The sequence below is a fragment of the Leptolyngbya sp. GB1-A1 genome (assembly GCF_039962475.1).
Taxonomy (GTDB): domain Bacteria; phylum Cyanobacteriota; class Cyanobacteriia; order Elainellales; family Elainellaceae; genus Leptolyngbya_A.
On record NZ_JAMPLI010000023.1, the window covers coordinates 60,018 to 73,748 of the forward strand.

16 protein-coding genes and 2 pseudogenes are annotated in these 13,731 nt (G+C 47.3%); 4 read left to right on the forward strand and 14 right to left on the reverse strand.

Annotation, left to right across the window (positions count from 1 at the left end; translation table 11 throughout):
• Positions 1–190 precede the first annotated feature (190 nt).
• Positions 191–613 (forward strand): DUF6884 domain-containing protein, encoded by a 423-nt coding sequence (locus NDI45_RS19485; protein ID WP_348248353.1) that lies wholly within the window; start codon positions 191–193, stop codon positions 611–613.
• Between the two features lie 77 nt (positions 614–690).
• Here NDI45_RS19485 and NDI45_RS19490 read toward each other — a convergent pair whose 3' ends face one another.
• From NDI45_RS19490 to NDI45_RS19520, 7 genes are all read right to left on the reverse strand, one after another.
• Positions 691–1,671, reverse strand: coding sequence for an HNH endonuclease (locus tag NDI45_RS19490; protein ID WP_348248354.1), 981 nt, complete (start codon positions 1,669–1,671; stop codon positions 691–693).
• A 162-nt stretch (positions 1,672–1,833) separates the two neighbouring features.
• Positions 1,834–3,000 carry an HNH endonuclease domain-containing protein gene (locus tag NDI45_RS19495; RefSeq protein ID WP_348248355.1) on the reverse strand — a complete coding sequence of 389 codons (1,167 nt, stop codon included), beginning with the start codon at positions 2,998–3,000 and terminating at the stop codon, positions 1,834–1,836.
• Between the two features lie 75 nt (positions 3,001–3,075).
• On the reverse strand, positions 3,076–3,321 hold the full coding sequence (locus NDI45_RS19500) for a hypothetical protein (RefSeq protein ID WP_348248356.1): 246 nt from the start codon (positions 3,319–3,321) through the stop codon (positions 3,076–3,078).
• Between the two features lie 101 nt (positions 3,322–3,422).
• Complete coding sequence (locus tag NDI45_RS19505) at positions 3,423–3,635, reverse strand: hypothetical protein (RefSeq protein ID WP_348248357.1); 213 nt, start codon at positions 3,633–3,635, stop codon at positions 3,423–3,425.
• Positions 3,636–3,660: 25 nt separating this feature from the next.
• Positions 3,661–5,457, reverse strand: a complete 1,797-nt coding sequence (locus NDI45_RS19510) for a 3'-5' exonuclease (RefSeq protein ID WP_348248358.1) — start codon at positions 5,455–5,457, stop codon at positions 3,661–3,663.
• Between the two features lie 12 nt (positions 5,458–5,469).
• The gene (locus NDI45_RS19515) at positions 5,470–5,706 is read right to left on the reverse strand and encodes a hypothetical protein (RefSeq protein ID WP_348248359.1); all 237 of its coding nucleotides are present in this window, start codon (positions 5,704–5,706) and stop codon (positions 5,470–5,472) included.
• Between the two features lie 11 nt (positions 5,707–5,717).
• Positions 5,718–5,936, reverse strand: a complete 219-nt coding sequence (locus NDI45_RS19520) for a ribbon-helix-helix protein, CopG family (protein ID WP_348248360.1) — start codon at positions 5,934–5,936, stop codon at positions 5,718–5,720.
• Positions 5,937–6,218: 282 nt separating this feature from the next.
• On the opposite strand from NDI45_RS19520, the gene NDI45_RS19525 reads away from it, so the two are divergent.
• Together NDI45_RS19525 and NDI45_RS19530 are read left to right on the forward strand one after the other, a co-directional pair.
• The gene (locus tag NDI45_RS19525) at positions 6,219–6,809 is read left to right on the forward strand and encodes a site-specific integrase (RefSeq protein ID WP_348248361.1); all 591 of its coding nucleotides are present in this window, start codon (positions 6,219–6,221) and stop codon (positions 6,807–6,809) included.
• Positions 6,810–6,995: 186 nt separating this feature from the next.
• Positions 6,996–7,821 (forward strand): annotated as a pseudogene (locus tag NDI45_RS19530) (IS5 family transposase).
• 117 nt (positions 7,822–7,938) lie between these two features.
• Here NDI45_RS19530 and NDI45_RS19535 read toward each other — a convergent pair.
• From NDI45_RS19535 to NDI45_RS19565, 7 genes and pseudogenes are all read right to left on the reverse strand, one after another.
• Positions 7,939–8,802: a hypothetical protein gene (locus tag NDI45_RS19535; protein WP_348248362.1), complete on the reverse strand. Its 864-nt coding sequence runs from the start codon at positions 8,800–8,802 to the stop codon at positions 7,939–7,941.
• A gap of 654 nt (positions 8,803–9,456) precedes the next feature.
• Positions 9,457–10,098: pseudogene (locus NDI45_RS19540) on the reverse strand (IS1 family transposase); the annotation flags it as partial.
• A 155-nt stretch (positions 10,099–10,253) separates the two neighbouring features.
• Entirely contained in the window at positions 10,254–10,496 is a 243-nt protein-coding gene (locus tag NDI45_RS19545; RefSeq protein WP_348248389.1) for a pentapeptide repeat-containing protein, read from the reverse strand.
• Positions 10,497–10,672: 176 nt separating this feature from the next.
• The gene (locus NDI45_RS19550; protein WP_348248363.1) at positions 10,673–11,203 is read right to left on the reverse strand and encodes a DUF2934 domain-containing protein; all 531 of its coding nucleotides are present in this window, start codon (positions 11,201–11,203) and stop codon (positions 10,673–10,675) included.
• 170 nt (positions 11,204–11,373) lie between these two features.
• Positions 11,374–11,943 (reverse strand): hypothetical protein, encoded by a 570-nt coding sequence (locus tag NDI45_RS19555; protein ID WP_348248364.1) that lies wholly within the window; start codon positions 11,941–11,943, stop codon positions 11,374–11,376.
• A gap of 71 nt (positions 11,944–12,014) precedes the next feature.
• Complete coding sequence (locus tag NDI45_RS19560) at positions 12,015–12,566, reverse strand: Uma2 family endonuclease (RefSeq protein WP_348248365.1); 552 nt, start codon at positions 12,564–12,566, stop codon at positions 12,015–12,017.
• A 156-nt stretch (positions 12,567–12,722) separates the two neighbouring features.
• Positions 12,723–13,004: a hypothetical protein gene (locus NDI45_RS19565; RefSeq protein ID WP_348248366.1), complete on the reverse strand. Its 282-nt coding sequence runs from the start codon at positions 13,002–13,004 to the stop codon at positions 12,723–12,725.
• Positions 13,005–13,092: 88 nt separating this feature from the next.
• On the opposite strand from NDI45_RS19565, the gene NDI45_RS19570 reads away from it, so the two are divergent.
• Positions 13,093–13,719 carry a hypothetical protein gene (locus tag NDI45_RS19570; protein WP_348248367.1) on the forward strand — a complete coding sequence of 209 codons (627 nt, stop codon included), beginning with the start codon at positions 13,093–13,095 and terminating at the stop codon, positions 13,717–13,719.
• Positions 13,720–13,731: the final 12 nt, after the last annotated feature.

A 13,731-nucleotide genomic window follows, 5' to 3' on the forward strand; every position in this document is an offset into this window, starting at 1 on the left:
TCGAGATTTAATCTACAGGCTGCCGATGCAACGAGAAGCCAGTTGAAGGATAACGGCGTTATTAGGTGAATCAGTATGCTGAACCTACAAGCACAAACACCAACAGCTTGAGTTAGAGAATGATCTAATCGCTTCCACCTTTTGGTAACAGAAGAAATTCCAGATGCCCAGTTTTTGGGGTAGATCTCCCATGAAGTCTATTGCACTCGTTTCCTGCGTTAGCAAGAAGAGTTCTAAGCCTAGTCCGGCGAAAGAGCTATATCAATCCACCTGGTTTGTGAAAGCCAAAGCTTATGTTGAGCAGCAAGGCTTGGATTGGTACATTCTCTCAGCAAAATATGGACTGCTGCATCGCGATCGCATTATTGAACCCTACGAGCAAACCTTGCATGAAACTCCTGCAATGTTGCGTAAGCAATGGGCGGAGCAAGTTTTTCAGCAGTTGACTTCAGAGTTTCCTGACAGCATACAGATGCAGATCTTCGCGGGTAGGTACTATCGTCAATATCTTGTTCTGTTTTTGGAATCAGCCAACTACACTGTCATAACACCTTTATCTCAATTAGGTATTGGTCAACAACTTCAATGGTTTGATCAGCATCTCAAACGTTAAAGTGCTGATTATTTATAGGCTTTAACTTGCTTCTTCCATCTAGCCGCAATGAACCAAAGAATGATTTGACGCAGAGACTAGCAATTTAATAGATCTTTCAACTGCTGAATAGACAACCAAGGACGTTTCCGGTGCAGCATCCGATGACAGTTAGCACAGACTAGAGCAATATCGCTAATATTGGTCTTCTCGCCGTCTTTCAGTTCTGACACAGGCTTTGTATGATGGCATTCGATATAGTCAGAACCAATGCTTCCATAACACTGAAAGAAGTCAAAACCACAGACATCGCAATTTAGAACACCAACCTCTCTCTTACGCTTATCCTTGGCTTTCCTGATGAGTTCTCGATTCCGTTCGCGTGTACGATGAAGACGATAAAGCAGTTTACCTTCTGGAAATTCTTCCTCCTCCTGGCGATCGTCGGGTAAAGATAGGGTGGCTTCTAGATTACTGCTCAAGGCTGTTTCAGTAATGAGTTCAGCTAATTTCCTGAGTTCATCGCGGTTCGATGAAAACTCCCTCCATATTTCCTCGTCAGCCTTCCCACCAGCAGATAACCCTGTTCCTGAATACTCTGGATCAAACCTCAAAAAGTTGCATAACTTCATGTACACGCTATTGAGATTCCTAAACCTCTCTGCATCAGGGCGAGCGGTATGAATCGGCAGTTGATTTAGAATTTCACTAAGCCGAATCACTTCAGGATGAGTTTGGCTGATCGTTTTTGGGTGATGGCGGAAGTAAAGATCTAAAGCAAGAATTAATTCATCTCGTTGCCAAGCCGGGTTACGCTTCGCAGGCTCCTTTGGAACAATCTCAAATTCTAAAGCTGACAAAAAAGTATTTGATTCATCTCCACCAGAAAATTTACTTGGGTCAAGCTCCTCCCCGTTGGCATAGAAATTTGCTCGTGAGAGAACCAATTTTGGCGGAAAGGCTTTCTCCTGATAGATTAAATCAAACTTTGTTGAATCGCGTTTGTCAGAAATTCCCTCAACTGTAATATCCTCAATTGCTTTAAGGATATGGTGACGGCTAATGTTTTTAGGAATCATCGTCCCTTTGCTCTACTGACAGTTAAACTTAGGCTGCCCCGTTAAGTTTTCTCGATCGCATCTTCATTCGATCTACCTTCCCTTCTGCCACGCTTCACCTATAGTCTAAGCTAGGCCTGATAGCTGCGCTGCGTTAGGTCATTCCAACTAGATTGCTAAGTTTCAGCCAAACCTTGCTAAATTCCTCGATCGCCCAATCTGCTCAATCAAATCAACCACCCGATCGACGATCACGCCAGCCGCCACTCCTCGCCCTGACGATCGCACTGAAGCAAATCTGAGCCTCACATCTTCCTGTAACGCCTGAGACAGGGTAGCAGATAGCTCATACCGCTCATAGTCCCATTCCAACGCCGTTCGTGCTGCAAATAGCTTTTCCGCACTGGGCAGCCGATCGCGCTTGACATGACGATTAAAGCTAGGGTCAGCCGGAACGAGATTCCACAGCTCATTGATGGGATAAACCGACAAGGGCAGCAGATGATCCAGGTCGTAGGCTACCCCAGTCACAATCCGTTTAGCTGTCCAGGGACAGCGGAATTCTTGACCTTCCAGCAGCAAGATTTCGATCTGATTGTTCTCCCAGGTCAACGGTCGGCGATTATCGGGGCGATCGGTCAGCAGGTTGTAAATCTCGCCTCGGCTCACGGGCTGCTGGGACTGAGATACTCGCTCTGTAAACAGACACCACTCATGAATACACAGAGCCTCAACCCACAATGACATTGCCTGAAAGGTTTGCCAGAGGTCAGCCGAAATCACCAGGCACACATCCTGCGCCTCCGTTCCTGGCACTGCCACAACGCGATCACTTAAATCCCTGTAGGCAACAGGCTTCTCAAAGATTGTCCAATTCCCCGGACCCGCATACTGAATCGGCATCCGGATCGTTTTGGCGATCGTCGTCAGAGTCTTCTGATAAGCAGCTAGTAGCGCAGTGGGGTAGGTCGATCGCTTGCGTGGAATGCGGAGTTCATGAATCACCAGAAACCCATCGGCTGCCTGAGATAGCCCCCCGGTATGTTCTTCCCACTGCCGCCGAAATTCCGTTAAGGCAGGGCGAAACTCCATGTCATTGCGAAGCCTACCGTCTCGCTGCGCTCTTTGTCCTTGGGCAATCGCTTGATCCGAAGCGACAAAGCCCCAATAGTAAGCAACCCAATACTCAGCAAGGAGACGTAGGGGAACAGCTACATCCTGCCGATAGCTGCCCAGATCCGGAAATGACAGCACGACATCGTTGATAGCCCGGAGCAGCGCAATCTTATAGCTCGTGACCTTGCTATCATGCCGGAGAATAGTGCTGATAACTTGGCTGGAAGGTTCCATGAATGAGGCGTTCAACCCTTTGGCATGATGAATACTGCTCCTTTTGCACCGATGGCGATCGCCTTCCTTCTACCCCTAACAGCCTCCAATCCGCCCACGATACTGGCTTTTCAGGCTTGTATCAGGATTGACGAGCTTATCGTCCACAATAGAGTGCCCCCGACCGATATAAAAACAATGGGGAAGGCTCTGGTCTTCCGTAGGAACCGGAACGGTGTAGTCGGCAGTTTCTAAGGCAGGAGAATGAGGGGAGAGAATCGCTTCGATCGGAATGTTTTTGAGCGATTCTGGATCAACGGTATGGAATTCTGGGTCACTCATACAAGAGGGTTGACACTCGATTCTACTGACTACAACGGTTGAAGGGCTGGCTCCGGTTCATGAGCTTGAGGCATGAGTCAGTTTCTTCCAGTTGTGATCTGTTAATCGAACAAAGGGGGCAGGTATTCTTCTAAGCACTGTTGAATCTGATCGGGGTCATGCTGGTCGATCACCTGTTGCAGCACCTTTGCTGTAATCCTGCCCTGCTCAAAGTCCATCAGCAGGTGATAAAACTGCATCACCTCATTCCCCTCGATCGCCCCTATCAACAGGAGATGTTCAATCTCTTTGGCAAATTGGCTCACTGTCATCATTTGCGTTATCCCCAGAACACCCTTTTCAAGCTACTCGATCTAATGCCGCTTCAAGCCTTCTCACGAAGACCGATTTCTGATGACAGGTCATGATCAACTGCTCCATTGCCCTGGTCATTGCCACGTACAGCAGCCGTGTCTCGTTAATCAGTTCCGTATCCTGGTGAGGCACATAGCCTAATGCTGGAATACAAACCACACGGTATTCTAATCCTTTGCTGGAATGCATGGTAATGAGCTTGATTGAGTCTTCCTGGGGCTTATAATTCCGGCTCCTGCGGTCTTTTGTAACCCACTCTAGCGAGATCTGCGATCGCCCGAAGGCTTTCTCAATGGCTTCAGCCGTCCAGCGGTGACGGTAAATGATCGCCATCTGATTCCAGGAAACACCCTCGCTATGAAGCTTCTGGAGCCGATCGATCAGGTAGGTCATCTCCTGCCTGAAGCTGGATAGGTGGATCAGTTCAGGTTTTGCCCAATGCCTGCCTGCACTCTCTGGCAGAATCAGCATCGGCTCATCGTCGTTGCCAGCATCGGCAGTTGGAGTGAGAAAGTCTTTAGCAAACTCATAGGCAGCCGTTAGAACTTCGTAGGTGTTGCGGTAGTTGATTTTGAGAATGGTTGTTCGCCCTCTTGCCTGGATTCCCAAAGGGGCAAAGCTAACCTTCCTATGCTGCTGACCGCCCTTGAGATTCTGAGCATCGTCATACAGCAGGAGCAGTGAATTTGTTTCTGGATCAACCATCTGCACTGCCAGCTTTAACCATTCCGGGTCAAAGTCATGCCCTTCATCAATTAGTACGGCTCCATATTGCCCCGTAGGAATTTGCTCAGCCTCGATCGCCTCCATCACCTGCTGTACCTGCTGCTGAAAGAAGGCACTTCCAGCATACTGATTAGGGTCAGGCAACAGAATGCCATACTGCCTCAGTAGGTCCGCACACCATCCATGAAAATGGCGCACTCTTACCCGATCACCAATGCCCTTCTCACGCATCATCTGTCTGAGCCGAGCAGCAAGCGAAATGTTGTAGCACAGTACCAGAATCGGCTTTGTCATTTGTTCAGCAAGGAACTGACAGCGATAGACTAGCACTAGGGTTTTGCCAGACCCAGCCACACCATGCACAATTCGATGACCGCTTCCCAGCGATCGGGCAAGCTGCTCTTGTTTGAGATCCATCACCTGCTCTTGAGTCAGCCGAATCTCAGGAAATAGATGCCAGCGAATGCGATCGATCTGCTGCGAGGTTAGCCTGTAGTCAAAGTCATAGTGGCTCATATCCCACAGCCGTTGCTGAAACTGGAGCACATCCACGCTTTCGTAGAATTCGTCCTGGCAGATGACGAGCTGTGCCGGAAACACCCGATCTAAGCCTGCTCCTTCAAACTGTCTGCGCGTAATGCTGGTGAATACCACACCATAAGCGTATGGGCAGATCAAACTACCCTGATGTTTGCCTGATGGCTGCTGGAGCAGCGAATCACGTTCGAGGGCATTCTTAACGGCAAAGGCATATTTCCTGGCTTGTTCGAGGGGATGGTCAACAGACTGAAGGCCGTTGTCAGTCAGCAGAGTAATGGACGTGCGATCGGCTTGCTGAATCGTATCAAGCTTCCAGTCTTTAACTTCCAGGATGAACAATCCCCGGTCGGGCTGCAGAATAATGAAATCGGGATGCAGCCGCTTCTTACCGATCGGAATGTCGTACCACAGCAAATAATCGTCTTCTAGTTTTTGCTGAAGCCGTTCTGCAAAGCGTCGTTCTCCCGCAGTCATGCGCTGAGAACAGCTATTGAAGGCAGGAATCAGCGTTGCCATCTCCTCTCGCTCCTATCTTGCCTCACAGCCAATGCCGTCATTATCGCTATCAAACCGATGGGGATCATCACCTACGACTCTGAAGTTCCGGTGAGAGATGTTTTTGCAATCTAAGTCTGGCGGTGGCGGCGCGATACAGATGTCTGGATAAGACGGATCACAGTTCGATTGTGCTTGGATCGGCTGAGCATTGCCAACGAAGACAACGAGGGTGACGATCGCTAGAACAAAATACAGCAATGTTTTCATGATGTTTAGAGCTAAACCAATTGCACTAACTTGTTAACCTTTCGTTCCAGCGCGGCTACCCGCTTATCGAGAGAGTGGGCAGACTCTGGTGTATTGACGTTCAAATAGGCAGCCAGAGCTTCCCGCAACACATCACTCTGAGACTGTCCCGTTTCCTGACATAGAGTTTGTAGCTTGTCGAAGATCAGATGAGGAACACGACCCCCCACGACGGGTAACTCTCCCTTCATGCAGTTAACCTCTGTCAACGCTGTTAACGGTTATTACTCAGCATTCCCACTCCTTTCAGGAATTCACACTTCATAAACTGAGTTAACGCTGTTGACGGAATAGGGGCAAGTGATCCAGAACAATCACCTATTCGCAATTAGATGGGGGTCATTTGCAATAAGGGGGAGGAATTTTCTGATCTCTGGAGCGATCGACGGAAGAATGAGGGTTTTAGGGCTGTAATTGACGATTTACCATTTCGTCAAGTAGTTTTAGGGATAGTTAGTAATTCTGTACTCATAATGCTGACCTCCCTCAACTTTGAGATTGACCTGGGTAATGTGGAGCGATCGGGCAAGATCAGCGGGTATGGTCAAGCGAAGGTTTTAACCGATGAGGAATTAACTCTGCTGTTTCAGAATGGCTTTCAGACCGAGCGCGATCGTGCCTTGTTTGCCATTTGCTTTTTTACAGGCTGCCGAATCAGTGAAGCATTACAGCTCAGGGTTGAGAATCTGAAGGGTGGGCTGGTGACATTTCCGAAGCGGGTGGTGAAGGGAAAAGTGGCTACCAAGCAGGTTGAGATTACTCCGGTGCTGCAAGTATTCCTGGATGCTTATCGCTTGGGGGAGGAGGGCGATCGTTTGCCTCAGCAGGGGTATTTGTTTCCAGGGCGGCGCGGCTCTAAGTCTGGTTATCTGACGAGGGCGAGGGCAGATGAGATATTGGGGGAGGCTTGCGATCGTGTGGGACTGGAGGGAGTTTCGACCCACTCATTCCGGCGGACGTACATCACGAAGCTGCGGGATAAGGGATACTCGCCTGCTCAGATTCAGAAGCGGACGGGACATCGGCGACGAGAGAATTTGATGCACTATTTCGATCGGATTTGAGGGGGAGGGCGACCATCTGGGTTTAGGACTAGAACTTATCCGTCGGTATCGTAGGCATTGTTAGCCCATTCGATCGCTTCACTTCCTTATTCCGTGCCCCTTCCTATTTTCCTGCTTAGAGCCTATCCGAAAACCTATGGAAGTGTGAGAAGCTTGTAGAGCAAACATTCTAGCAACACGAGAACAATGTCCTGTACCGAGGTCGCTGCCGAGTTTCGCTTGCCCGATGAGGTTTGGGAGCAAGTCAAATCCGCAATTCCGCCTGAACCTGCTAAACCGAAAGGGGGACGACCACGCATGGATGACCGACTTGCGCTCGATGCGATCTTCTATGTGCTGCGAACAGGCTGCCAATGAAATGCTTTGCTCCGCAGTTTGGGGGCAAGTAGTACAGTGCATGATCGCTTTCAGTTGTGCCGTGAGCAAGGGGTGTTTTTAGCGATGTGGGAGTTAGGACTGGAGCAGTATGCCGAGGCCGTAGGCATCGACTGGGAATGGATGGCAATGGATGGGGCGATGGTCAAAGCGCCTTTGGGGGGAAAAAGAAACGGGAGCAAACCCCACTGACCGTGGGAAGTCAGGTACAAAGCGTAGTCTCTTGAGCGATGGTAACGGTGTGCCGCTAGCCGTGGTGATAGCCGGAGCGAATCGACATGATATGAAACTGATTGAAGCAACCCTTGAAGCCCAACGAATGATCCCTGTGGATTTAGCGGACAAGGAATTACGACATTTATGCTTAGACAAAGGGTATGACTATCAGGAAGTCCGAGACATTGTGAAAGCATGGGGATATGTCGGACATATTCCGCCCCGCAATGAACGAGATCGCATGATTGATGATATTCCGAACTATCGAGCGAGGCGATGGGTAGTTGAGCGGACACACTCGTGGATGAATCGATTTCGGCGTTTGCTGATCCGTTGGGAGAAGAAACCAGAGAACCACTTGGTATTTTTGCATCTGACCCGTGCTTGCATTGCTGTACGGGCAATTCGGGTTTTCGGATAGGTTCTTAGTGCTGGTCTTTTAATTTGCTACTTAGTAGTTTCCGCTATGGCAGGAATACAAACTGAATTGCTCGTGAAGAAGTAGGTGCAGATTTCTAAAAGTGCTTATGATGCCATTTTAGAAATCAGGGTTAACACAATACAGCGAGTATGGATCATTGTAATTATGATAACTAGCTTTCGTTAATTTTTCTTTTCCAAAGTTTTTCTTGCAGTATTTATTATCTAGATCAAGACCAACATTGATGGGAGGAATTTGTGGACCAGGTCTGTCCAGATTGTTAGAATCTTTCGGTGTTAACCCATATCTACATTTCCAACGAAATACAGGATAGACAGGATTGTCTGTAAGTACCAATCCCAGTTTCTCAATGTTGTATTTCTTTGAGTCATAGAAACCTGTAAGGTCTTGCGGCTGATAGTCCTCGCACATGCTTTTCAATTCCCCTATAGGTATTTTTTCCTCCTTATATTCCACTTGGAGCAATTCGTTAGGTACCGCACTGGCTTGTATAGAGAAGGTTGTTTGTGCTGAATTGCTTGATCTCGACTCAATTGAATACTCACAGGAGAACAAAATGTTTCGCTTGTCTTGAGGTTGCTCGTTAGGTTTGACAGTGATTTTAACCTCTGATACATCGTCATCTAACTTTTGCCTTGCATTCGTCACATACCGCTTACAGATGCTCTCTTGATTAATTCCAGGTGAATTTAGTATTTGAGGAACCTTTGTGCCAGTGACAACACCAAAAATAAGAAGAGCAAGGTTGATTGCTAGAGTATTCCTCTGGCTGAAGCCTATGACCCCTGATCTATCTAGCCATTCAATAAAGGGTTGAGAGATAGGACCAACAAATTGGTGCATCCAATTCTGTGAACCTCTGTTATTCGAATCGGAGCGTTGCTGTGCTCCATTATTTGCTTGTTTATCAGCTTGCTCATCCGGGTGTTTTTCTGGTTGAGAATTGGGTTCATCAGGCATAGTAGACCTCCTGTTTAATATTGCAGTAGTATTTTTGAGTTCGCTCCTTAAATTGAAACAAGCCCTTAGCAGGTTCTAAAAAGTGATTCCTTTAGAAACTTCACACTGGAAAAATCGCATAGGCTGAAGTATCTATGCTATCCATATATGATGAATCTAAAGGAAAGCTGATAGGTAAGCTATGATTCTACCTGTTCTGCAATGGACTTGTTTCTGCTAACTACTACGAGAACTTATCCACTAATTTCGGAAAAATAGGGGTTCAGTTTAGGGCACTAGAACCCTGTTACAGATGGTTCATTGAGGATAGTTTCATGTTATCTTTTCTACATTTAAAGCTATTGAGCTAAGGCTAATTGTTAAACTTCTTCATAATTCAAGAGAGCTTATTTAAGGTTCTAAAAGATACATTAGCAAGAGATTACTTAGGCTCAAATACTTTTATACGGCAGCACATTCTCCGTAGTTGAGTCTGCTCAAATTAATTAAAGATACTCTTATGATGAGAATCAGGAGATAGACTACAGAAGCCATTACTATTTTCTCTAATTGCAGCAATAGTTGAAGGTAATGAGAAACATATAATCTTTTAAGGCTAGAGCTTGCATAGGATCAGTTCTTCACCATGGTGGTGTTCTAGACCCGTGGAAGCTCCTAAACGGGAAGCCCAAATTTATAACGATTGATAAATAGCCCGACGACGATATCGTGCATCCACTCCGGCTTCGAAAAACAAATCGTCTTGCGTGCCAATCGCTTGATCCGAGTTCGTAACGTTAAGTGCTTCCGTTCAATCTTCTGAGTGTGATGCTTGCCGACTTCATGCTGGTTTTCATTCAGCAACCGAGCATAGCCACCCCAACCATCGGTATAGAACTGTTGAATCCCAAATGGTATCAGCAAATGCATCAACAATTTCAACGCTGCGTCAGGATGGTCAGCCAACACATAAGCCAGCACTTTACCACTTGCGTGATCAATTGCATGCCATAACCACCGTTGCTGTTTTTTCTTGCTCACAAAGCTCCACATCTCATTCATCTCTGCCTCATCCACTCGCTGCAGGAGGACTTCGACCGTTTCAGGTTCGGACAGCTGTTCCAGCAACGGTTGGTTCACCGACTTCAGAAGACGAGACTTTTTTAATTCTTCAATGACTGTTGTTGGGCTAATTCCCAACACCCGAGCGGTGTCTCTGATGCCACTGCCGTTGACTGCCGTGTCTGCAATTTGTTGTTTGACTTCGGGTAAGTAGCCCCGATAGGAATAGTGCTGGATAAAGGTGCTGTGGGAGCATTGAGGATTGCGGCACTTATAGCGTTGTTTGCCCTCAGAGGATTTACCATGTTTAACTACTTAGAACTGTGACAAGCAGGACAAAGAACGGGTTCTAGAACCATAGCAGTGTTTGGGGGGTAGTCATCACTCTATTCTCTCCCACTTCCACAGGTCTAGAACATTACCTTGGCATCGCTGAGGTTGGCACCACTAAGGTTTGCGTCGGAGAGGTTAGCACTGCTAAGGTCGGCATCGTTAAGGTTAGCACCACTCAAATTAGCACCGCCGAGGTTGGTACTGCTGAGGTCGGTACGAATGAGGTTGGCATAGCGAAGATTGGCACGAATGAGGTCGGCAAGGCTAAGGTTAGCATCGCCAAGATGAGCACTGCTAAGATTAGCATCTTCTAAAGAAATAACAGGCTCTTTCTGGGCTGGAGATTATGTATCATTTTGCAACTATTTAATCCCTTTTCCTTGAAGCATCTCCGCTTCTGATAAATATCTGATTACTTGTCCTTTTCGATCGGTTTTATAGTATTCAAAATGATTTTGTTTTGCATCTGGTTGTAAATCTGGGCTTTCCAATAAAGCTAGTTGCTTGCGCGAATGACGGTTTTCAGTCTTTCATTGCTTTCCAACTCTCCTTCTCTTAAAGTTGCTGATAGTTGATTGAGATAATTTTGTACTGCTGATTGCGCTCGAACTGCTTTTTCTTGACGCTCTTTTGATGCTTCTGATGTTTGAGTAAAATACAAAATTGCGAGTGGGATGACAATAACACCAATAACTTCGAAAAGAGGGCTTATCTTTTCAGAAATTCGAACGAGATTTGCCTTATCTAGCGAGTTTGCCCACGGTTCAATCGTTCTATCTATTCCAATTAGTGGTTGATTTAGCCAAGAGAGAACTCTTTGTATTCTCCTGAGGGATTTTCCTGCTTGCTCTTGCTCTATCAATCGCTTTGCTTTAAGCCAGTCTGATTCAGAAGTGCCAGGCATTCCCCTTGCATGACGGTCGAGCCAAATCTGATACGCCTTTTCCCTGATTTTGATATCAGTAGTATGCTGTGCAATCTGTTTCTGATTTTGAGGCTTATTGTTCCACGGATTCAACCTGGGCATTATTCAGAATCTTTTTATTTTTACCATCACTTAATACACGAAACCATAGAGCTTTTACGGCTTTCTTGCTGTTATATTGTATTAGGAAAATCTCTACTACGACTATATATGTATTCAATTGAGCAGCCTGGAACATTCTTCTTCATTAGTTCCTAAGTCACCTCCTAAAACTATGAGTCACTGCCTTCCACAGCCTGAATCTTGGTGATTCTCCAAGCAATCTCCGCCCCATTCCGTCCAGCGCGGGTAAAGCTAAACCCATAGCGATCGAACGACTTCCCCGACAATGACCTCAACCCCAGCAGTGAAGCCAATTGACTCGACGATAGTAGCCATCCCCGACAAGCAGCTTCCTCAATCGCCCTCAGATTAGCCAATGGATCACTCATTTGCTGGCTTGCCAACTTCTCAGCCAGAGCATCAATGATCAGCAGCAGCGGTGCCGAATCACTCAGGGCTAACTGTCCGGTCTGTTCGTCGGACTGTCCTACAGTCTGTCCGGTCTGTTCGTCGGATAGTCCGGCTGACGCTAGAAACTCGGCTGTACTTCCACCCTGCTGGATGTGGTTATGCAGGCGATCGAGCAAATCTAGTTGCTCCCTGCTGACATAAGATTTATTGCCACGCTGCTCAGGCTTGATTTTCAGAGCATTAATGCGTGTGTAGAGAACCGATCGGGAGATGCCATAGCGGTCGGGCAACTGGGAAACAGGAAGTTCATCTACGGTGGTTTTGGTCATTGTCCTGTCTTCTATCGGACTGTCTGTAGGACAGTGTAGGACAATGCAGGGAAAGGCGATCGCCTCTGTATTTAGCGTTTCATTAACCGAGCTACTTGAAGGGCGATGTTTGAGAACATCAAAGGGGAGATTGTGCCTGATGTGAGCGTGTTGCGCTGCTGGTACTCACCAAGGTCAGGAGAGCGAAAGACAATCAATCGCTGGTTTTTGAGATCCACTACCCAATAGTCTGCAATGCCTGCCCTGGCATAGATTTTGCTCTTGATCTCCAGGTCTTTGGTCAGGCCAGAGTCAGCGTATTCAATCAGCAGAAAAACGTTCTCTGGATAAGGATGATGGTCAAGATAAACGTCATCCAGTGGCTCAACGATCGCGATATCCGGTTCTGGCTCTGACGCATCCAGCAGGGTAATGGGTTTGGCTTCTCTGACTTGTGCCCGTCCTACAAGAGCCGTTCTGAGATCGTTTGCCAGACGATCACTAAAGTACGAATGCGGTGTGCCTTCTGGCGACATCTCGACAATGACTCCATCTAACAATTCAACACGACGATCCGCCAGGATACCCGCAGCAATCATCTGGTGATAGTCGTCTATTGTCCAGCGACATGGGGTGATGGTCATGCAGCTTCCTCCGGTTTCTGGGATGGATGTTCTGGGGATAGCTAGAACTTCAGTTCTGATACTCCTCTCGTCTCAGCGATCGCCTTTCACCCATCATCCTGCTTCAAATTCTAGTCTGACTTAATCTTCGTCACTCTGAAGCTGACGGATTCACAGCTATTCCTCGCCATCTACTTCTGTTGATTCAATGGAAACCTTGCGGAGCTTACCATCTACTAACTTAAAGCCTTGCTGATCGATTAGCTCTAATGCTGCCTTAACCAATAGCGTGATCTGACGAGCGACGGGGCGCTCCTCTTGGTTAGCCATCGCCTCAACTCGTTCCAATGTTTCCCGATCGAAGGGAACTGTTACCCGCTCGTCTTTTCGCGCCACATCTGTCGTTACGTTCTGCATCAGGATTTTACCCAATAAAACTCTTGTTGCTGAGTATGACATTATTTGGCATCCATTGACATCCATTGGATGGCACACTAGATTTTCATTAGAACTTACAGAATTTCTGGAATTTCCAGAAGGAGCAAATATGGTGCAAACCAAGCAAATCAAGGGATCGGGCGATAATCTCACGCCGATCGAAGACTTCGCTACTGCATGGGGCGTTAACGCAAAGACTGTTCAGAACTGGTCAGAGTTCGTTTACCAAGCATTTGAAATCGTGCTACCTGCCAACGGTCCCTTTTCGGACTGGCAGATTCAGCTACTCACCCTCTGCGCCAAGCACGTTTCAACCAAAGCCAGCCTCTACCATGCTGAAACCGGGGAACGCCGGAGACTTAAAGGGTCTGAATTCGTGGAGAAAATGCGGCGACTGCGGAAGGAAGGACATTTCCAGGAGTTCCAGAAATTCCAGAGTTTCCAGAATTCTCAAACTCTCGCACCTGCCGAAGATCTGGAAGATGAACTGCTGGCAGAGGTGGGGGCACTCACCCGCGAAGGGGATGAACGAGTTGCAAAACTCAAGCAGGCGATCGAACGCAAAGAAGATCAGCAGGTGAGCGAGATTCTGAACTTTGTAGACGACTCTGACCACCGGATGCTGAGCAAACTCACCAGCGGACTCCATGCCCGTAAAGCCCTGCGATCGGCTGATGATGATGCTTCACCCTGCATTGATGACGCAATCGAGGCAGCTTACGAACGAATCGACTGAATTTCTAGAACT